Raw genomic sequence first — 21,946 nt, 5'->3', positions numbered from 1 at the left:
GTTCCAAACCATTGAGACGCTGTATTTCCGTATGATTAGACTACGCTTCTGCGTATTTTTTAGTAACGGACAACTGGAGGGCAGATCCCTACAGTTCTGCAACACCCTCTAATTGGGGTAAAGTACTCGAGGAGATTCCCTGTAACTCACCACACATTCCCATAACATTTGTGGTAATGCGCGTTAATTGCCCTTCACGTTTTTTCCAGAGGCGCTGCATAGCTGATTTTTCTTTCTCAAGGTCATCCCTCATTTGTTGATAAGTATCAACTATAGCTCTTACTTTTTGAGCAAATTGAGCACTGCAGATATAGTCATAGAGAGCCTCCATTTTTTCACCTTTGCCAATAGTCGCTGCACGCTGCCTATAAGACTCAGTTAAAACAGTACGTAAAGCTTCTGCAAAGGGCTTAACAAATTCAGGTTTAACCAACCAGACACCATCTTGCTGTACAAAAGGGGCTTTCAGTCCAGCAGGAAATACCGAACTAACTAAGACTGCAATCTCACCACCCGCAGCTTGTTGATCATCTTTAAGTTTAGGAATCCAGCTATTCGACCAATTCTCAGCACGCTTGGTCTCCCATATAATCTGCCCACAGACTGACCCGTTTCTCAACATCACCGTTTGAATTACATCCGCACCTCTTGCGCCCTTGCGTACAGGCTTAACAGAGTCCGACGAAAACGAAGCCTGTAATAGGTTTTCAATTTCAAGCTCGAGCACCTCGCCCTGTAATTGCTGTGACCCTTGCTCTAACTTTTTCCTTAGGTCTTCATTCGCACGTTGTGCATCTTCAATTTTTTTACGCCATTCAGCATCCCGAAGTTTGTAGCTTTCATGGGCATCCGATTCAATTTTTTGACGTTCTTTATCCAGACGACGTTCGATCTCAAGGGACATGTCCCTTTTCTGATCTTCCAGTTGTTTCTTTTCGCTTCGAAGCGTTAACTCTGCGCGACGATACTCTTCTAATTTAGAGTCTTTTGCTTCTAGCTCTTCTTTAAGGTTATTTGCTTCTTCAATTAACTCTTTGCGAGCTTCTATAGCGGCCTTTTCTTTGGCGCTTTTCAACTTAGCAGCCGCTTTTTTATTCGCAGCCTCACTGTCTGCTAATTTTTCACTGATCACCTCTAGCTTTTCTTGATAGTTTTTTAACGCTTTCTTTTCTATGTCCTGAACCAGCCTTGCTTCCAGTTTACCTCGCTCCTCCGTAAGCATTTCTGAATACTCACCTTCATAGCGTTCTATCATTTGACGAGTAATTCCTTCACTCAGGGGGAAGTCATGACCGCAATCAGGGCATGTAATAGGCTCTAATGGATTGATAATGATTTTGTTGTTCATAATAAGAGTTCCTCATTTATACATACAGCTCTGTATGCCAGGCATACCATCAGCAGTACATCTTTCGTCTGTCAGCTGAAAAACAAAAAATCAGCACCATTTATGCTGAGTATGTTAAGGAGGATGTGTTAAATGAGTAAGGGGCATCTAGAGGACAAAATGAAGGACAATCTTTTAAGGCGAACCATACTTAGCAATTAGTTATAGAACGAGAAGTGTCCACGAAAATAGGGACTTGCCGCGGTCTTCTCCACCAAGCTTTCTATCTCAACAATCTCTGAAAACATCTAAATCTAACCCATCAGGCAGTTTCAGTCTGTCTACATCCTTAACTGCAGGGTCGATATCAAAAGGTACGACCCAGAGTTTTAGATTTGAGTCATAATCAAAGCTGGCTTGAATGGGTTCTTTAAAGGTTTCGCTAACAGGATAAATAAGAACAAGCTGCCCCTGCCCTTCAAGGTACTTATGACCATAAGCAAACATTTGATAAAAGTCGGCTTGGGATAAGCCGTATTTCTCGTAACCATTGGCTTTGCTGCTATTAAGAAGCTTCCATTTAGAGTCCATTACCAATACGGTATCTTTCTGGTTTAACACCAAAAAATCCGGTTTTAATTTAAACCACTTCTTGTGTTCATGAACAACCAATGATCTGAAAGACCTTTGTTCTTCCAACCGATATTCTTGGCGCACCACACTTTTTAAAATACTGCCAACGTACGCTTCAAATACGGCTTCCATTGGAAAAAGTAATGATAAGGCATTGGCCTTTCCTTGCATGGATATGGGGCTGTCTCCCTCCAGAATTAAACGCGTCCATGCCAACGGAGTATGGTAGTAATCCATGCCACGATCTAAGCGCAAAGATGTAAAGTCATTTTTAATACACTTGCTAAGGGGTATGTCTGCAAAAGCAAACAACAACTCGCGGCATAATTTTTGATGCGAGTTCAACTGCGCCAGGCCTGCTACTTTGTTAAGGGCTGTATGAATCAGGCGGTTAATAGGACGATCTTGAAGGTACTCGTCGTATTCCACATAAAAACAATGTTGGTTAATCAAGTTATGTTTTAGTTGCTTGGAAGTTAACAACTTGCCTTTGAGGAACGATTGATTATCTTCTCTTCGTACATAGTCAGATCTTAACCCACGCTTAACCAGTTGGTTAACGCTTTGTAGGAACTGGCGAATAAACACTTCCAACAGCGGCATTTTCAAAGCGGCTACCTGGGAGTCAGATGATTCAATGTGCCGAAAGTGTTTAAGGTGTTTCAGCATATTGAGCAAGGCTTCTCGTGCTAAAGCCTCACCTGTACTCGATGCATTGGCATCAGGCAACCTACGCGCAATTTTAGGTAAGATCTCTATATGCTCACCAAACGGAGTTTGAATTACCCCTACGTAATTCATCACCTTAATGGCTTTTGCCCCCTGGTAGTCACACAATCGTAAAAGCTCATTAGTTTTATTGTCTTGAGTTAACGCAAGACGTTCAAGGTAGTAAAACGACTGAGCACTTATTTTAGCGCAATATGCATTTTCTAAATCGGCGCTGAGGTAGCCATACTCAAAAATAGTCACAGAATTAGAAGCGAAGCCTTTAATTTTATTCATATCGCGTTTCATGACAAGCATCCCAAGCGCTAATTAGATTTACCTAAAATACCTAGGTAACTTTCAGGCTCAGCAAATGCATCTTCATTGAGTTGATACCGTTTGGTTTCACCTTCATATTGATTGTCTTCATAGGCATTACCAAACAAGGCTTTAGCCCCTCTGGCATCGGTCACTTCCGTCACGAACTGATGGTCCGTATCATTTTTTTGGTTATCACCTAGTACGAGACGAATCTTCGCCCAATCTTCATAGAAGTATTCTTCTAACAGAGGAATGACTTTGTTTTTAAACACCGAAATCAGTTCCTCTTGCTTATGCTCTAAAGCAGCCTCTTTTACTGGAATAAAAAAAGCGTGCCCCAGCATATGTTCACGGTCATATAAATACTCGATGCGGTCATTCATAGACTTCAGAAGCTCGGCCAAATCAACCCCACATACCTCAGTTCCATTTAGCACTCCGTAATCGGGCATCATCTCAACAAAGTCAAAGCGACGGCGTAGCGCTGTGTCCATCATAGCCAATGAACGATCGGCGGTGTTCATGGTGCCAATAATATGAAGATTATTTGGCACAGAGAACGGCTCATTAGAATAAGGTAAACGAATAGTCAAAGATTCTGGCTGCCCTGCTCGTTTAGAAGGCTCTATAAGCGTGATAAGTTCACCAAATATCTTAGAGATATTACCGCGATTTATTTCATCGATAATAAGCACATAGTTTTCTTGCGTATGCGTAGTGGGATGAACAAAATCTTTTACATCATATTTACTTTTCAAATATAAAAGTATGCTCTTTGCGTAGGAGCGGTTATACACAATATCAGTTTCAGGGTTACGATATAGCTCATGAATATGTTCAATAGATACAGGGTAACCACGACCCAAATCATCGTGTTTTGAATTTGAGGGGAATATTCGAAAAGTGGAATTGCCATGGTACTCAATATTGAAGGGTTTACCTTTCAATGTCTTCAAAGCAAAAGTCTCTTTTTCATCTAAAGTCGACTTAAATGACTCAATAGCTAGATTTAAAGAGTTAGTAACTTTGGTGCTTCCTACTGCTGCATCATTACAAAGTTTTTTAAATATACCCGGCTCAACCTGATAACTAATGCTTCCACTATCAGTACTTGCTTTTAACCCTTCAATAAATTCTTCATAGCTAAAACTTTGATGAAAAGTTACAAACCGAATACGCTTCTCAAGCACCAACTCATCGTAACGTTTTTTAATTTGTTCACGATTTCCGGAAAAATCTGGATCAGCAGTTCTCACCGCCATATCAACCGTGTGATAGGTTTTGCCAGTTCCTGGTGGACCATAGAGAATAGTGTTTAATGAAATAGTCTCAAGGCCTTCTAGAGATCTGTTCTGGGTTGAGTTATATCCATCAGCATTTACACTCCCAATACCAAATACATCATCAATTTCACCCAGAATGTCTTCTTTAAGTCTGTAAATAAACGTATTAAGTAAATAGAGGTCTTCATCTTCAAAACCGCGTAACTTGATAGTTTGAACAATACTCTGGTTTAAGTCTGCCCAATTTCCCTTAGGCTCAATTTTAGGACCTAGTTTTTGTTCATTCCACTTATGAATAAACGCTTTCAGGTGATCGAGATTAAGAATCGAACAATACTGCTGTGGAGCGCATGCACAAAAAAAGCGATGTATAACGCCATATTTAATAGTGTTAAACTTACCACTCTGCTTTGCCTGTTTTGCCCAGGCAATAACATTATCAAGAGTTTCTGAAGAAGGGTCTTGTAGTATTTTTTTGCTAATATCAGGGAACTCTGATTTTAAAGCTGAAAACTCATCATTACTCAAGAAACCGGGTTTAACACTACTTATGCCATTAGATGCATCACGCCAGTAGCGCTCTAAAAAGCTCTGCTCAGAATAGTCAAAAGCATCAGGGTCAATTGACTTAATATATGTACAAAGATCGTTATAGCTGTTAATCCATGTGGTAATCCATGGAGGCATAGGGCCTTGCTTATAAGCACTAAATTTCTTGAATAAAATGCTAGACTCATCAACAAGAATTTTTATTTCCAGGCCAAAATTTCTACCCCAAACAACAAGCTTATCAATATTACCAAGACCCCACTGACTGCTGACAAGAAATTCTTGCCCCTTTTTGTCGGTAATAGAGTCATCTTTAAAAAAGCGGTTTTTAGTATCAGGTTTTACTGTGAGCCTATTGAGATACTCTTGGGCATCAAGCAACACACCACCAGACCTAAATTTGAACCCATCAAGCAGTTTATTCAGTTCTTCAAAACTATGCTCCTGCTCTTCCACCAAATACTTGATAACCGCTAAAGCTAATGGCCCTTTACCCAGTGTTTTACCATTAAACTCGTATTGTGTTTTATCTGGCATGAAATAATGCTCCTTAACCTATAGTCTTATAACTATATCGATGCTTTTGGGTTCAAATTTAAATAGTGTTAGGCTGCGAGAAACCAAACTACCCTTCTGAAGCCGCTGTAAACTCTTCATGCGCTTTGTCCCAGTCAACATTTGGGAACGCCTGTTTTACTGAATCTAAAAAATCACCTCTGTTCAGAGTTTCAAATGTCACATCTTTGTAATGGATTTCCAATTTCATGGTTTTTATTAGGTCCTCAGCATTAGGAAACACCTTATCCAACTGATATTTTATCCAACATAACAAGTCTTGGTCAGATGGGGGGCTCAACAAACCGCCCAATAATTCATCAGGTGGGTTCTCCTTCACCAAAGGCAAGTAATAATCAGAAACTGCTGACCGCGATTTATCGATCTCAGATTGAAGTGTTTCTTTTACCTTCACCTCATATTTGGTTAGCTTCCCTCTAAATTCTTTAACTCGTTCTTCAAAATGTTTTTTTGCTGCTTTGAGTAACACTCTTCCATGATCTTTTCCTAGCGAAGGGGTAAAGTTTTTTCGAATTTCATTCAGCGCATCTTCAAGCTGTTTTGAAGATAATGGTCCATCTTTTTCGACTAAATCAAAGGTTGTTCGTAATCGACCCTCAATTTCTTTATTACCTTCCCCGAGTTTTTGTAGTGATGGCGGAATAGTTAGACGATGCCGCTGAATCGCGACGCCAGAAAGACTCATTTCAATATATTGCAGGTAGCTCTCATACACACGTACTTGACGAGCTACATCAAATTTAACAGGGGGTGCTTGATTTAAACTAAGCTCAACGCTAGCAAGCTTATCCTCTGAAACGGGCTGAGATATAATGTCGAGCGACAACTCCTCTAGGCGTTGTTTTTCAACGTCGTTCTCCGATTGAGCAATTGCAATCACCTTCGCAACAGGAGACAAACGCGCTAGTGCTTCTTTCACTTGCTCGCTCGTCAGCCGTATAGCGTTGAAAGCCGTTGGTGTGTTTGATTCAGCTTCCAAATAGAGTGCCGTGGGGCTAAAGCTAAACCCGTTATCGTCCACAACAAGCAATGCGCTTCGTAACTCAGGCGTGTGATTTACGGTAATACCCTTTTCCTGAAGAAGCTTAATGGCCTCAAAATCACCATATCCCATACGTATCACACGCTCATCAACATCCAGGTTAACGGTGACCATCTCATTGCCAAGCTGTTCTGCCACGATGATCATTGCTTGTACGGCCATCATGTGAATACCTGGCCCAGCATAAACAACGGCTCGTTTAGCAATACTGATAAAATCAGCCATTGTAGATGAGTCCAAATGACTGAAAAAAGGCTCCTGTGACATCAAATCGTCCTTAATAACTCGTTTATTATTGCTATTCTTTTTACTTACTAATACTAAGAGACAACTAAAACAAGCCTCTATCATTCAGCGCCCTAAAATCACACCTTAATATAAGTCACCTCAAACGCCTTACACGCACGTTGTTTTTGCATGCGGTTTGCTAGCTGGAATGTATCGTTCATATCGTACTGTTGATAAATATCCAAACCACGATCTAAAGATATTTTCCAGCCAGTATCGGTCACAATATGGCGTGCATGCTGTGCGCCTGAATTATCATACGTCCAGTCAAACTTAATACCTACGGCGAGCATTGAACTTTGCATTTGTTCAAAAAAGTTGCGCTGTTCTTCTCCTTTAAACTCATCTTCGACGGTAACGAGATTAACAACAATTTCATCCGCTTCTGATTTGCCTTTAACGATGGTTTCAAGGAGCTCCATTACGTTTCTAGCTTGAAAAAACAAACGAATGTAGGGGTCTGTTATGGTGATATGAGTGGCGCCTTTTAAGTACGGGCCAAATAAGTCGTCATAACAAACGCCTCTTTGGTTTTCCAGAAAAGTGAGGTGTTGTTCTTTTAATTCAGTTTCTTCAACTAGGTCTTGTTTAGCAGTAGCATCTGCCAAACCATTCTCTAAAGGCAGGTCATCCAGTAATTGACTTTGAGGTTCATCTGTATTGCTAGTTGTCCCATAATATTGGGGAAATTCTTGCTCTTCCAAAGTTAAAACAGAATGGAATTTCTGAGCACCATCGCTATATCCGAAACTAACAGCACTGTAAGTCGCATCAACTCGCATTAATTGATCTTTAACTCGCTTACGCCCTTCAATTGAGAAATTTAGAAGCTCTTCCATTTCAGCTTGAGTGGCCTCACCGCTCGGGAAAATGATCTTCATTAGCCCAGAGAATGTCTTAGTTATACCATCTCTATCACGTGTTGATATATCACTAGACAAGGTGAAGTATTTAGTAAAACCATCGCCGTAATCTTTATTTCTTAATGAACGCAATACTTCAGCAAGGTAATCAACAACAAAGCCATAGCCTGATGTAAACATATCGCTTCGAAGGTTTTCCATTTCCCAACCAGGTATAAAATAATGCAAGCGATCAAGTACTGCTTGCCCGTCACTATTTCGATACGAGTCAGGTAAATCGTAAAACAGGTCAGCATTTTTAAGCATATAAGGCACGTTATGAGAGGTATTACCTATATACACCATAGAAGCTTCTGCACCTTGGGGGCCTGTACCGCGGTTGAATGACTTATTAGCCATGTAGTTCTTTAAGGTATCAATAAGCTTAATGTCTGGTTTCTTTCCTCTACCTGCAAATTCATCCATCGCGACGACATCCCAATAACCCACTAGGCCTATTTTCCCCGTCGTATTATTGATAAAGAGCTTTGCTAATGTCGCTTCACCGCCCGAAACTAAAGTACCGTGAGGCGAAAATTCGGAATAGATATGAGACTTACCCGTACCTTTTGGCCCTAGCTCGATAAGGTTGTAATTTCTCTCACAGAATGGAATTAAGCGAATAAGTTGCGTCAATTTACTTCTCCAACTCAATGCATCAGGATTAAACCCAATACTTTGAATAAGTAAATCGACCCATTCGTTCTTAGAAAATTGCTTTCTACAGGCTAAGTACTGCTCAAAATCAAAACTAGAGAGCTGGATAGGCTTTATCGAATTAAGAATCCAAGGGCAGACATCTTTTTCTTCTGATGAAAAATACTGGACATCCGAAATACACCAAACACCACCGACCAGTAACTTAGAGTGTTTTTTAACCGTATCACCATCAACCAACACTTTTGAGATACCTAAATTATCAAATGCCGCCTCATGTACACCTTTATCACCGTTAAAAGTAACCTCTATCTTATCGATTACTTTTAAACTTCCTTTTCGTGAAATCTCCGAACGGATTAGGTTAGCCTCGTTACGATGCACATAATGCTTGGCTAATATTTCTTTAACGGTCTGAATACCACTTTCGATACTATCTTCATCGTTAGTCGCACAATATTGTCCGAGTAAATATTCAAGAACATAAGAAGGAACAATCGCGTTGCCCTTCACGGTCTTCACTAGATCTTTACGGACCACTAAGCCTGCAAAGACATCACAAATTTTAGTATCCAGTTCACTCATAAATATTCCCTTGGAAATTCCGTTTTCCAATCTGTTAAGTTTAAAACACAAGTCAAAAAACGAAGCTAAAAATCAAAGTCACTCGTGAACGAACGTCGAATGGTATATTTCAAGTGTTTGTATTCGGTGTATTGATTCGTGCCTGCAACTGGCTCTTCGAGCTTAAGGCTCACTTCCTGGTTATTGGCACCGTCTGCACCTTGCGTCAAAACAAAGCGCAATTTCAACTCACGCTCGCGTGCATTCTCTGCGGTCAGATCCATCGTGACGGTATGCACGTCTGAAATCAACTGACCCGCCCCGGTGTAAATACCGCAACGCAACTCGCGTGGTTTGAGCTTATCGATAACGGGCTCGGTTTGGTAGAGCGTGACAGACAACTGGCCAGCCGTAATCACGTTGGTACCGCCCCGTAATAAATCCACCTCAACGGTTGCTACATCATCCTGGCGACTCTTATTCACAGAGATGACCGGAACAATCACCTCTTGCAAGCTGGCTCCGCCGTGCACAAAGCGACTGCCAGAACCGCTTAAGCGCAGGCGCTGAATCCCTTTTGGTATAGCGGCGTGAACGCCACCTGCCAAGCCAAGCTGTTCGGGGCTAAATACTTTAATAGAATCCGGTACCGTTAGCCCCTTACCCAACAAGAAACGACGGTCGCGATAATGCACATCACCACTCACATCTGCAGAAAGAAAATCACTCTCGGCGAGCGGACGGTTTTGGTAGATAAAACCGTGATCAGCAGTGATCAGTACGTTGGATGCATTGTAAGCAGCAAGCTTCTTAATGAGCACCAGAAGATCTTCGAAGGCGCGTTCAGCCGCGTCAAAGGCTTCACCCTCCGACTGCATCTTGTCACCCGCATGATCTATACGGTTGTGATAGATGTAGATAACATCGTGGTTCTTAAACAGCTCTCGGCCTTCAGTTTGAGTCATCTCTAATATCGATTTTGCTTGCTGAGCACAGGCTGTTTCGCCCAAAACTGATTTAATCTGCTTGTCGCGGTTGGCTGTGCCCTGGGTAGAGACACCATCAATAAAGACGGTGCTATCGGTTTCTGAGATCGTAACCTCACCATTACTCGTTGGTAACAGCGACGCCATGCCCAACTGCGTATAACTTGGCAGTGCTGACAACATATGATCGAGTGATGCCTGATAACGCTTCTCACGATTAATGCGACCAATCATCTCTTCAGCGGCTTCATAGCGAAAGGCATCTGAGATAATGACGCAGATCTTGTTACCCTTATTCGTGTACGGCTTCACCCAACGGCTATAGAATTGGCGTTGTGGCGTCACATCGGGTACCGTCCACGTATCCATTGCATCAACCTGCCCTTGCCATTGCGTCGCCAATGGGCTTAGGTAGCTATTGTTGTAGAGGTTTTCAATGGTATCGACCAGACGACTTAACAGCGTCATCTGGCCAGATGCTTTAAGCGCATAAATAAATTTACGGTACATCTGGTCGATTTTGAACCAGTGGCGAACGTAACCATGAACCGCAGCCGAGCTGCTGCTCATATTCATTTGCACAGTATCTAACTTAGCTAAGAACTGACTCGCGACTTCAATGGCGGTATAGAGGTATTTGAAATCATTGTACCAATGGCTCTGACGGCGTTCGCGGCAGTATTTGGTGACTTCCCCCTCAGATAAGGTGCGTTGGCTTACTGCGTTAACCAGGTCGACAATAATCTTCTGATCAATAAGGCGGTAGTAATCTATTTCAATAACATCACGTAAATCTCGGCTGTTCAGGTCACTCTCAATATCGAGCAACGCTGCATAGCTGCCAGAGAGCGACTCAAACACGGCTTCGTGCTTGCGGCTTTCTTTCCAGCGCTTAAACAACACTAAGGCATCGTTATTGAGTGACGCTTTATCCTGTGCTTTGGGGTTGGTAATGGATAACGCGTAACATGACTTAAATAACTCAATGGAGAAATCTTTAACGGACGGAGAGTCAGAGACATACGCATAGTGGCGTTCAATTTGTTCCCACAACACACCGGTCAGGTTGCAGCGCTCCATCAGCGCATATCGCGCCTGAGTGTCTTCAACAAGCTCACCGAACAGGCTTTCGCAAATCACATCCAGGCGCACATCGGCTAACTGGTTCAGACCTGCGCAAACTGCAAGCATCTTCAGCCGTACCTGCTGTTTTAGATCATCGGGTTTGAGTAACGCGAGCAGCCGCTGTTTGCGGCTTTCTGCTTGCTTAGGCGCGCGCCCGGCATCAAAAAAGGCCTGGTGTTCGGTGACAACATCAGAAAACTCGGGTGGCAGGTTCAGCTCGCTGAGCCAGATAGCGGATTGGTCGGTACGAAACACCTCACTACCCAGCTGCACATCTAACAACCAGTTATTGATGAACTCAGGCTCTTTATACTCACAATACAGTAAAAAGCTTTGCTTCGGTGCCTCACGCAAAATGCGGTGTTTAAGCGTAAACTCGTTGGCCTTCACCTCAGCCTTTTCGATGCCGTCCATCTTGAGGCTTTCAAAGGTGTCGCGAAACTCCTGCTTGTCGTCATACCAAAATACGATTCGATGGCGTTCAAACAGTCGAGCCAGTGCGTGTTGAATACGGTTTTGTGTCATTCTTTATACCTAATTAGTGCCTTAGCTCAATCCTGTGATTTTCTTAAGCGCTGTGCCAAAGAGTGGGTAGTTGTGCTTCACTCCATCATCTAGATCAATTGAAATATTTTGACCTGCCAGTGGGTACAGCACTTCGCGCTCGTAGTCGTTCACTTCGTCAATGGCTTTGTCCAGTTTGGTTATCATCTTAAGTGCTTGGGTCTTCTCTTTTTGCGAGGCGCTGGCGCTGATCGATACGTGTTCGTAGTTGGCTTTACGCGCTTCTAACTTGGTTCGGAACTCACGCAGGTATTCGTTCAACACCACACTCACGGTTGAAGGCGTATAACGGTGCATATAAATCAACGCATTAAACGTGCCTTTCGAACTGGAAAACAACCAATAGATCGGACGTTTTTTATAGCGTTGCACATGGTCTTTGTAAAAGTCTTTGACGAAGTATCTTTGGATGCTTTTACCCAAAGCCTCTTCGATAAACGCCACGTTCTCGGTATAGTGCTCATCACCAAAGGTCACGCGTAAAAACTGTTTGAAGCGTTCGCTAATGTCATCCTCGAACCAGTCACCTTCAAAATCGATCATGGGGATGACGTTATCATCGTCTGGCATAAAGGTGGGTTCTGGAATACGAGCGAGATAATCGGCCAATGTTTCGCCTTGATTCGCGAGAATTAAACCCGGCTCATCAAGTGAATAACGCCCAAACATACAACCCACGGCATAGGACAAGAACTCGGCCATGGTATCGGCCATTAAACGCGCCTCGCGTTCGTCTTCTGTTCCCTTAATGCCATAGCGGTATGCGGGGTTACAGGTCAGCGTGATATCCTCGATAGAGACTTCGGGCGTGAGTTCGTCTTGCAAGCCGTAAGCATCAATGAAGATACGGTTGTTTTCTTCCTCCAATATATACATTTTATCCGTCATACCCTGCCAGCAGCTTCGAAGGCACTCGTATGTGCATTTTAGAATCTCCCCCCTATGGTCGGGAGAAAGCAACGGTGCAGCGCTGAAGTTCCAAGAAGTCTCATGAGAGTCCCAGTCGGATTTAGATATTTTACTTAGCACAGCGTGACACCCTACTGGTCCAGAGGTCGGAATAGGCACTTTTGCGACATCACCAGCTTCGAAGTTAAGTGTTGGTGAAAATACTGTGAGGTACTCGTCAACGACCTTCGAGTTGAGAAACGAAAGCAAACGTCCTTGGTCAACATCTTTTGGAAGGTTGTAGATACTTTTACTACCAGTACCAGGTATGACTCCTTTATCTACACCTCTACAAGAAAAACGACTAGAAGTAACTGCTGACCATGTTAGTCCAGGTTCAAAAAAGTACTCTAAGTTAAACAACCTACGGGACCAATGCGTAGTATTTGGGTCTTTAGGATTATTGACCACAAATCGTTTGATTTCTGAACCATTATTGTGCCAATTTATTACCGTTTGATTGTAGCCATGCCATCTCCGATTTCCTCCACCTTTGTTGTAAGGAAACCATTTCAGCCCAGAGTCTTGTGACTCTTCATGGCCGCTACAATCCTTAAATACCCCATTAAGTGAAACCTCGAACCACTGGCGCAAGAATAGCTCTGAATTGCATGAAGACATACCAGACTTTGGTTCACATACATCACCTAAAGACTTTTTCTTTTCAAAATTTATTATTGAAGCATCTGACAGCCAATAACCAGTGGGACTCCCCGGAATCATCCCAAAATCCTCGGCAGAGGCGCGGTAGAACCAGCCGCAGTCTGGGTTTTGGATGGCTTCAAGCGCCTTCGGTGCTTGATTCTTAGCGCCTTTGAAATCCGATAGTTTCACATAGCCGCCTCGAAATGTAGGCATGTGACTGTTTTGCATCGTGAAAGTACAAATTGGCACTGTAGCTCCATCGAATCCAGAGTACTCCAACTGAATCAGGCTAGTTAGTGTTTTCTGTTTAAGTATAAAGCCGCGCAGCTTTTCGTAGGACGAAATAAACATCCAAACGAATGGTGTCATAAATCCAAGCTGCCCAGATGGAAGTGTTAGCCGTGTATTACGAACGATAAACGCCGAGAAGAGATCACTCTTAACATCTGGATAGTTGTCTTTAAGCCACTTCGCCAAGACTCCGTTCATCCCCTTTCCTCCCATGTAGGGCGGATTCGCCACCACCACATGGTATTTAGGCGATAAGTATTCTGCCATGCGTAGTAACTTGACTAAACGCGCATGCACTTCACTCAGTAACAGATCGCCCGAGAAATCCTTGGCTTCGATAAGCCGTGCGGTTTCAGCCGGGTCTTTTAATTTTGGCACGATCAGCGAGCCGAAGTTTTTGGCCTGCTCAAATTGTGTGAGGGTTTCTCGCAGATCGGCGGTGTACAGATCTTTACCCACGATGGAGATTACGTCATCTACCTCGGATTCTGAAAAGCTCACATCTTCAAGTACACAGACATTGGGTTTCGCATCCATGCGGAAGAAGCGACGACGACCAAGCTTTTCGGCGGCTTTCATTTCTAGCGCGAAAGTTGCTAATGCACCTGCGCGTTCATCGATCTCGATGCCATAGAGGTTGTTGTTTAGAATTAAACTGGGAATATCGTTGGGGTCGTAGCCCTCTTCTTCGTAGATGGCGTAAAGCAAGTCAAAGGCATAGGTTAGCATGTGGCCTGAACCTGCTGCGGGGTCGGCTATTTTAAGCTCTTCTGGACTGCTGATTTTTAGAAAATCAGACTCGGGTTCTTCTGGCGCAATGTAATATTCCATCTGCTCCGTGAGCTTTGAGTTAGGGCGATTCAGCATCCACAGGCGGCCGAGCGAGTTCTCAACCAGGTAGCGCACAATCCAATGCGGGGTGAACAACTGAGTGGCTGCGGGTATGTTCTCTGCGGTGATCTTTTGGTTTTTCTTGAGCCCGGCAAACACCTGATCTTTTTTCTCGGAGATATAAAACTGGTAGAGCCAGCCGATAACCTCAACGTCTTGGCAAGACTCTGCCGTCATCACGCCGCGCATTTTAGCGAGGATCGAGTTTTCTGATAACAGATCGTCGGGCATTAAAAGTTCGGTAAAGTCTTGAATGCGTTCAAACAGATAGGGCATTCGGCCATACAGCGCATTACACGAACCAACAATCAACAAGCGGTAAGCCTCGCTCTGCGCATCTTGGCTTGAAATGGTGCCGTTTAGTAAGCCACGAATCTGCTCAACCGTGCGCGTGTTAATTTGGGTGTCGTCGATCACACCCGATTTCGCCTCGGCGAGTATTTCGGGTTGAACTTGCCCTTCTGAGGGCGATACCACACCGACACGGTTATAGCCGTTTACATCCATAAAACGCAGTGCACAGAAACGGTTGAACCAGGTGTAGGCGACCTGTTCGATCAAGCCTGCTTTACCTTGTACGGCCATGGCTTTTTCAAGCTCGTTCACCACCCCTGGGTATTCACGTCGCGCGGGGCTTTCTGGTTTTAATACAAATGCCAGTTTACTGCCGACTTGTTCTATTAAATCTTGGCGGGCGGTTTGGGCGAATTTTTTTAGGTTAGCTGTATCCATTTAAACACGTACCTTCTTGCCTTGTTTGACGGTGTCCATAAGCGCTTGCTTGTAGCTTTCGAGATAGGCGTCTACATCGGCCTCGGTTTCTAGCAAGGGTTTACTGAACGATACCGTTAAATCCCTCGCTCCTACTATTTTCACCTGAGGTTTGGGTGCTACGTAAGGCACTGGATCTGGTTCTGTTGTGCCTCCCGTTCCAGCTCCGATTCCTGTCCCCTCTCCTGAACCTGCGCCTCTACCGCTTGTTGGTTTAGGTTCTTCCTCTTGTGGTTTGGGGGCACTCCAGTCTTCAATTTGTTGCAGCAGCTCAATGTACTGGGTATTTTCAAAATTGTTCGCGGTATCGCGAATCATGGCAATCAGGCTTTCATCGTTCACCTTTTTCTTGGCGGTATCGAACGTTGCTTGCACTGCCGCTTTATGCGCGTCATTGAGTTCTGTATAGCCATTGTATTGCGTTAGCTTGCTCTCAAGGCTTTCTATTTTGCCGATAGCGGCTGTTTTTTCGTCACCGATGGCTGTTTCAAGCTTGGATTTTAGCGTCTTCATGTTGCTAATCAGCACTTGAATCGCATTACCTTTGTAGATAGCGGGGTCGACCAAAGTGGCGTTGATGGCCTCTAGCTCTTCGGTTTGCACATAGCTCAGGTTGGCTTTATGGTCATTGAGCAGACCGCTGGCGTCATCAAGCTGAGTTTTGTTCGAACCCTTCATAAAGCTCACAATCGGGTCGATTACCCGATCTTTGTAATCGTCGAGCCATTTGTCCTCATCGCGCACCAGCTCGGTCACAAACCATGGGTACGGCTTAGCGTCTAAGCCTGCGAGTTCATCGATAACAACAGTGAGCGCTCGCAAGAAGGGATAACGCTCTGCTTGCATGTGAAGTCGTTCAAGCTCTCTCTTCTGGTTCGAAAATGCCTCTTGGGTTTCTTTAGCGAGTGCCTTTGCTTCGGTTGCATGTGCGACTTTGTCGAAGTAGTCGTTGAAGAACGCTTTAAGCTTTTTGGTTTGCCCTGGGGTAAACTCCACTTGAGGGTCGAGTATGAGATTACCCTGCACATTCGAGTTAATTAGCGCTCGGGCGAGTTCTGAGTCGTCGAGCAAGTTAGTGGATTCGCGCACTTCTATTTTTCCACGAGCACAGAGATGCGCTAGGGTGCAAAGCACTGCCGCGTACGACCAGCCATAAGGCTTGCGTTCGAACTTCTCTAATAACAGTTTAACCGTGGTGCGAATACCTCCTCTATGGTTACTCTGAATATGAGAGAACATTTCTTGCTGCGCTTCAGGCAGAATGGTTTCATCACCAAATAAGCCTTGCTCACCCTTGGCCAAAATACCTGCGATTTCACTCTCTTGGTATTGCTTCCCGCGAAGCATTTTATGATTGGGATAGGTCTGTTTCGCCAACTCAATAAACGCACGAAATACCTTGGTTTGACCGTCTTCACCCGCTAATTCGATCTCTTTGCCGCCAACAAAATAGACAGCCTTGCCCATCAGCGACGATATAAGGGTCTTCAGCTGGTTATAGCGTTCGCCGTTTTGCGCGGCCTTTTCTGCCAGGATGCGTTTAACCGTATCTTGCTGGGTGGTGCGCGTCTCATGAGAAATATACTTTTCGGTTTGCTTGTAAAGCATCAGATCACGAATCAGGCGATCGTTATCTGGCATGACAACTCGCAGTTCGTCGTTATAAACAGTATCGGTTTTGTGCTTTTCGAAGGCATCACGATAGTCGAGAAATGATGTAATTACGTGAATCGCCAACTCATGCTCACGACCTATTTGGTTTTCATCTAGTTTACGGGTAAAGGCATAATCCTGACCGCTCTCGTCCCAGCGGATCTTTCGATTTTTGATAACGCCATCGAAGACCAGTTTTTCAAGCTCTGCTGCAACCGCTTGCGTATCGATATCGGTGTTCTTGATCTCGGCCTCGACATCTTGCTCTTCATCGGTGAGGTATTCATACAGTTCGCCATTACGTTGAATCAGCGTCTGATTCTCAAGCAATGCCAAGGCTTCTTCAACGTCTGCTTTCAATGCCGTAATCGACGTTTCAAAATTGGTTTGCATTAACACGCAGATATTACGGACGGTCGGCTTGAACTCTTTGACGTACTTAACCAGAAACAGCGCTTTTAAAACGCGCAGGGCAAAGTCATTGGTTAAGGTATTTTCTGCTCGCAGAATGGATGACTGTATAGCCCCTTTTAACGCTGTGCGAATGCCCTCGAACATCAGATCAAAGGTGGCTAAGTCACCTAATTGATGCCCCTTGATGCCAATCGCTACCTGTTGGAATACGCCTAGCATTGAACGTTCACCAACAGAGCTATTTTTACCTTCAAAGGCACTATGACGAGAGAGGTTCTGAATAGCAGACTGGAACAAGGTGAACTGATACGGAATGAACGGATAGCTTTGAATAAAGTGTTCGCGATCTTTAAAGTTTGGATACGAGGCTGATCCATCGGCAAAGTCAAACAAGGTTTTAAAGTTGTTTTCTTGCTTGTGAAACAAGTCAGAGAGGTCGTTGATGTACTCTTGACGTTTGGCTAGCAAGCGCCTCTGTATGACTTCTGCCACGTCTTGACTGTTGAGCTTCATGCGGTTTTTAAATCGCGCCTGAATTTTCGAGAAATCATTAGACTGTTGTGCGCCATCGCCCAACACTGCAGACATATCTTCTTGAGCCGTAACGACGACCCAGGAGCGGCCTTTACACTTGGTTGCCAAAGATTCTGCAACCGTTTGCAAGTTGGTCATCAACTTGATGTTATCGGCAATATACTGACCCACTTCATCGACAAAGAAGTTAAGGCGGAATGTATCATCTTTAGACTCTACATAATCATTGACCTGCTCAGCAAAATCTTCGATAGAGAGCCTATAATCATCGCGATATTTGTCGAGAATATTACTTACCGTGGTACCGGTTACCTTTGAATAAGCCTGATCAATATACTGCGCCATGCGTTTGGCACGCTGACGTCCTGACTCCCAGTCTCTGCCTGCCTGTTCTGCGAAAGCCGTTTTAAAGGCATCAAACTGTCCGTCGACATCGAGTTCACGCTCGAACTGTGCGATATAGGGGTGCTTGCCGTAGTAACCGCAGTGCTCGTCAAATACCTTGACGAAAACGGCAACCAAAGCATCAAGCTCATCCTTTGAAATTACATCAGCTTTTTGGTCGATATTAAACAGAATGCTTTCTGAAGGAATCGCAACTGCACGTTTTAGGTCTTCAGCCTGCATTCCGCCTTCGTTGAACGGGTGTTTGCTAAGAAAAAGATCAAGGGGGAAATATTCACCTTCGATTGGTTTATTCTGCAGTAACAACGCCAACATTTTTAAGAGATGAGATTTACCAGAGCCAAAGAAGCCTGAAACCCAAACCCCGTTAGCGCCAGCGTAGTTGAGGTAGGCATCTAAAAACCCGTCCAGACGTTTGGCAACTTCATTGGTGATGACGTATTCATCGAGTTCAATATACAAACTGACATCGTCATCGGCCTTGATAACGCCCTCAATGGCGCGATCAACAGGCTTGGTAAATAGTTGTTCCAACTGCATAATAGCTCCTAAAAAATCTGATCAGTTCGCTCGGTCGAGTATATTGAACGCACGGTAGTATTTGTCGTCTGTCAGCTTGTCGAACAGGCGCAGTGAAGCGCCACTTGCTAAAGAGTGCTGATATTTGCCCGGGAAAAACATCAAAGTGGGCTGCTCTTTAGCGACACGCTGCAGGTTGTTAAGAATGTTATGGGAGCGAATATATGGAAAGACCTCACCTACTCCACTAATAAAAATAACGTCATAACTAGCGGCCTTCATTTTGGTGACAATGGCCGGTATTAACACGCTTTCGGTATCCAATATCCCCTGAAGTTCTTCTTTGAGCTCGTTGCGAGATAGGCTTGTCTCGTTTTCCATCAGCCATTCCCAGTCGCCTTCATCCTTGAGTATTTCAATCACTAGATCGTACAGGTTGATCTCAAGTACACCGACGTCTTTGTCTCTTAGTTCATTTTTGAGCTGCTTAATTGCATGACTCATGTCTTGGCTGATATCTGGCTCAAACGGACAAATATGAAAAGGCACTTCATTATTGAGCCCTTCATTTTTGAGAAAACGTTGGCTTGCGATCACGTTGAGCAGATGGCTCTGAACTTCAGCTAAGTTTTTGGCTGATACTGTGTTCAGTCTTGTTGGGGTGTTTGAAACCTGACTCATAAACGAATCGCTCCGGGAATAAAGGCTAAATCAGACTCTGGTGAACTGTTTTGAAGCGCGCTAGAAACCATCTGAGGCATCATCTGATTAGATTCACTGAGCAGCTCGCACTGGCGCATCATTTGAAAAACAGCTAAACGTGCATTTGAGCGAGTCTTGTCTGAAACTTCTTCCAGTTCATGGTGATGGTCTGCTTTTGAGTTGAAAAAGTAACCGTAATCATCTTGACCAATCTCATGCCGCCCACCTGTAAGCGCTGGCACGACAACCTCCACTATAAAATCACCGATGAATGGATATTGCTTGCAAATGGCTATCCAGACTAACTGCCGAACATCTTGGGGAAAATCAGCAGCGATTAACTCTATCTGCGCATCCGTAAGCAGTGAAAGTCTCTTTTGAATTTCACCCAGCATGACTTCACTCGAACGCGCAGTACGAGTTTGCAGCATGTTATCCCGGCTTATCTCCGCCTTTACTTGCGCCCAATTTTTGGACTCGTTATACAGCTGCGCTACGATAACCGTTTCTCTAATTAATGCTGGCCGGGTGAAGCCGATTTTGTACTTAGTTGCCACTAAATATCCTTGTTGATTTACTTTATTACGAATAATTGGACGATACTCGTCCTCTAAACTTTAGTTTTAAACCCTGTTAAGCCTGTTGCTATCAATTCAGCACACACGATACCTATTACGTTGTACTTTCTGCAGTTTTATCTATGCAATGATGCTTGCTTGAATACATAATAATTTCAAACCGCTTATTCTTATGGAAACGACTCCACGTAAAAAGTGCTTTTCCGATCATTTATATCAATCAACAGTTTGCAAAGACAAGCCTATGTAAGTCGCGTTAATAACCCGTGATTTTGATACAGTTCTAACCAAGGTTCTTAAGCCTAACTGATTACAGCTCGGCCGTATGTCCCGACGTATCAACTTACTAAAATTTTCCTCATCAAAGCGCCGGTAAGTATCTTTATTTGTCGCGATGCGATCAATTTCTTCCGCTAGGTTTTTACTTGTATCAATAAAGAGTGTTCGTTGCTCAAAGCGGCCTAAAGGCGTATCGAACTCATCTCTGATCAAGGTAATACCAGGTCCATCCATATCCACGCTAAAGCGGTAAGCAGAATCATTCAAAAAACAATACGCAGGTTTGATTGCGAGTCTAAAGTAGCTTTCATTTCTGCTTTCAATTAAAGGTAAATCTGCCATTGCTAACTTTAACGCCAGTAGCTTAAGTTCATTGCAAACATATTGGTCAATGGCCTTGACCCACCCTAGCCCAACAAGCTCTATATTTATTAAATCTGCATTCGCGCTTTCACTTTCGCCTAACAATTTTAGACCAATTAATAACGACTTTTCAGTGTCTGTAAGCGTTATATTAAGTCGTTTTTCTTTTCCTGTTTTTCCAAGCTCTATAAAGTCTTCATTGCCTAAAGGCAAGGTAACGGACTCAGCCTCTTTTTCGTATGCGTATTTATCGGTATAGCTAGACGACAACCCTTTAACTTCTTGACTCCACTTGCTTTGGGTATCGAAATCTTTTACCAATGCATCGAGATAGGCCATCTTGCCATCTGCTGTTTTGGCCTGGGCAAACTCTTCTAAAGTGAACCAGGTTAAATGCTCATCTTTTTTAATATTATTCAATAACTCGAATAGGCCATTTTGGGTCAGTTCAATTTGGAAAACATTGATTCGATATTCAGTTAATGCATGGTTCGCACCCGCTCCTTCCACTGCACGATATGGCTTTATCGTCCGCCATGGTTTAAACGAATAATGAATACCTGAATGTAATCCTGCCTCTTCGTTAATTTCGCGTTGAAGGGCTATTTGAATTGCCGTTGAGTTTTCTGAGGCTAATGGGCTTTGCAAAACCCTAAGGGCATTTTCATCGCCCGCTGCACGCAGGTCATTTTGGGAAAGTCTGCCACCTATTAATACATAGTTATTTTGGTTTGGGCGGCTTTTGTCTTCACGATGTCTTAGTAGGACTTTGCCATCTAAAACAATTAGCCCCCATGCGACATGGACATAGCGAATAGGTTTAGCATTGGCGCTATGATTGCTCTCTCGCTGAGACTCCAGTGAATGAAGTAAGTTTCGTTGTTGATCAGACACTGGAGAGGATGAGTCTTGTGGCAACCAGAAACCATTAGAAAATAGGGACTGTTCATTATCTGCTAACGATTGGAGTAATGATCGCGCCATAAGAGAGGCAGGAAAAGACAAGAAACGCCATACATTTTGCTGCAGTAATTGCGTATCTAATAGCCCAAGCGTCGTGAATATATTCTGAACAATTGCCACAGAAGCTAAAGCTTCTGTTTGATCAGTGGGGCCTGTTAGATTTACTAGGTCATTAACATTGACCATTGTGAAATCACCACCTTCTTCTGCATACAGTGGAAGGTGATCATAAATTTGTTGTAGGGTTAAATTGATCCCTGAATTCATTTGCTCTTATTCTCGTAACCGCCCTATCGATCCTCCTGATCATATGGGTTGGGTGTTGCGGCTTCATCCTGGAAACCTTTCGAGCTATTGTCGTTATTTTGATTTTTATCTACAAGGTCAACTAGAGGACAAAGTGGCCTTTTATGCGTAACTCCTTTATATCTCTAGAGTTATAGCAAAATAATTATAGGTAGACTA

General features: G+C 43.6%; 11 protein-coding genes. All 11 read right to left on the bottom strand.

Going from position 1 to position 21,946, the window contains the following annotated elements; all coding sequences use genetic code 11:
• Nucleotides 1–88 precede the first annotated feature (88 nt).
• Nucleotides 89–1,348: a DUF2130 domain-containing protein gene (locus tag NKI27_RS10095; RefSeq protein WP_265045934.1), complete on the bottom strand. Its 1,260-nt coding sequence runs from the start codon at nucleotides 1,346–1,348 to the stop codon at nucleotides 89–91.
• Between the two features lie 267 nt (nucleotides 1,349–1,615).
• Nucleotides 1,616–2,977: an McrC family protein gene (locus NKI27_RS10090; RefSeq protein WP_265045933.1), complete on the bottom strand. Its 1,362-nt coding sequence runs from the start codon at nucleotides 2,975–2,977 to the stop codon at nucleotides 1,616–1,618.
• A gap of 17 nt (nucleotides 2,978–2,994) precedes the next feature.
• Nucleotides 2,995–5,358: an McrB family protein gene (locus NKI27_RS10085; protein ID WP_265045932.1), complete on the bottom strand. Its 2,364-nt coding sequence runs from the start codon at nucleotides 5,356–5,358 to the stop codon at nucleotides 2,995–2,997.
• An 88-nt stretch (nucleotides 5,359–5,446) separates the two neighbouring features.
• Nucleotides 5,447–6,706 (bottom strand): hypothetical protein, encoded by a 1,260-nt coding sequence (locus tag NKI27_RS10080; protein WP_265045931.1) that lies wholly within the window; start codon nucleotides 6,704–6,706, stop codon nucleotides 5,447–5,449.
• Nucleotides 6,707–6,804: 98 nt separating this feature from the next.
• Nucleotides 6,805–8,871: a BREX system Lon protease-like protein BrxL gene (gene brxL / locus NKI27_RS10075; RefSeq protein WP_265045930.1), complete on the bottom strand. Its 2,067-nt coding sequence runs from the start codon at nucleotides 8,869–8,871 to the stop codon at nucleotides 6,805–6,807.
• 65 nt (nucleotides 8,872–8,936) lie between these two features.
• Entirely contained in the window at nucleotides 8,937–11,486 is a 2,550-nt protein-coding gene (gene pglZ / locus NKI27_RS10070; protein ID WP_265045929.1) for a BREX-1 system phosphatase PglZ type A, read from the bottom strand.
• Nucleotides 11,487–11,507: 21 nt separating this feature from the next.
• The gene (gene pglX / locus NKI27_RS10065; protein WP_265045928.1) at nucleotides 11,508–15,032 is read right to left on the bottom strand and encodes a BREX-1 system adenine-specific DNA-methyltransferase PglX; all 3,525 of its coding nucleotides are present in this window, start codon (nucleotides 15,030–15,032) and stop codon (nucleotides 11,508–11,510) included.
• The gene (gene brxC / locus NKI27_RS10060; RefSeq protein ID WP_265045927.1) at nucleotides 15,033–18,617 is read right to left on the bottom strand and encodes a BREX system P-loop protein BrxC; all 3,585 of its coding nucleotides are present in this window, start codon (nucleotides 18,615–18,617) and stop codon (nucleotides 15,033–15,035) included.
• A 21-nt stretch (nucleotides 18,618–18,638) separates the two neighbouring features.
• Entirely contained in the window at nucleotides 18,639–19,277 is a 639-nt protein-coding gene (locus tag NKI27_RS10055) for a DUF1788 domain-containing protein (protein ID WP_265045926.1), read from the bottom strand.
• Complete coding sequence (locus NKI27_RS10050) at nucleotides 19,274–19,855, bottom strand: DUF1819 family protein (protein ID WP_265045925.1); 582 nt, start codon at nucleotides 19,853–19,855, stop codon at nucleotides 19,274–19,276. The genes NKI27_RS10055 and NKI27_RS10050 overlap by 4 nt, the downstream gene beginning before the upstream one ends.
• A 237-nt stretch (nucleotides 19,856–20,092) precedes the next feature.
• Nucleotides 20,093–21,748 carry an NUDIX domain-containing protein gene (locus NKI27_RS10045; protein ID WP_265045924.1) on the bottom strand — a complete coding sequence of 552 codons (1,656 nt, stop codon included), beginning with the start codon at nucleotides 21,746–21,748 and terminating at the stop codon, nucleotides 20,093–20,095.
• Nucleotides 21,749–21,946: the final 198 nt, after the last annotated feature.

The sequence above is a fragment of the Alkalimarinus alittae genome (genome assembly GCF_026016465.1).
Classification (GTDB): domain Bacteria; phylum Pseudomonadota; class Gammaproteobacteria; order Pseudomonadales; family Oleiphilaceae; genus Alkalimarinus; species Alkalimarinus alittae.
This window is presented reverse-complemented; position numbering and strand designations above follow the sequence as displayed.

Coding starts and splice junctions, on each gene's coding strand:
- NKI27_RS10095 (WP_265045934.1), bottom strand. CDS start 1,348: ATGAACAACAAAATCATTATCAATCCATTAGAGCCTATTACATGCCCT.
- NKI27_RS10090 (WP_265045933.1), bottom strand. CDS start 2,977: ATGAAACGCGATATGAATAAAATTAAAGGCTTCGCTTCTAATTCTGTG.
- NKI27_RS10085 (WP_265045932.1), bottom strand. CDS start 5,358: ATGCCAGATAAAACACAATACGAGTTTAATGGTAAAACACTGGGTAAA.
- NKI27_RS10080 (WP_265045931.1), bottom strand. CDS start 6,706: ATGTCACAGGAGCCTTTTTTCAGTCATTTGGACTCATCTACAATGGCT.
- brxL (WP_265045930.1), bottom strand. CDS start 8,871: ATGAGTGAACTGGATACTAAAATTTGTGATGTCTTTGCAGGCTTAGTG.
- pglZ (WP_265045929.1), bottom strand. CDS start 11,486: ATGACACAAAACCGTATTCAACACGCACTGGCTCGACTGTTTGAACGC.
- pglX (WP_265045928.1), bottom strand. CDS start 15,032: ATGGATACAGCTAACCTAAAAAAATTCGCCCAAACCGCCCGCCAAGAT.
- brxC (WP_265045927.1), bottom strand. CDS start 18,617: ATGCAGTTGGAACAACTATTTACCAAGCCTGTTGATCGCGCCATTGAG.
- NKI27_RS10055 (WP_265045926.1), bottom strand. CDS start 19,277: ATGAGTCAGGTTTCAAACACCCCAACAAGACTGAACACAGTATCAGCC.
- NKI27_RS10045 (WP_265045924.1), bottom strand. CDS start 21,748: ATGAATTCAGGGATCAATTTAACCCTACAACAAATTTATGATCACCTT.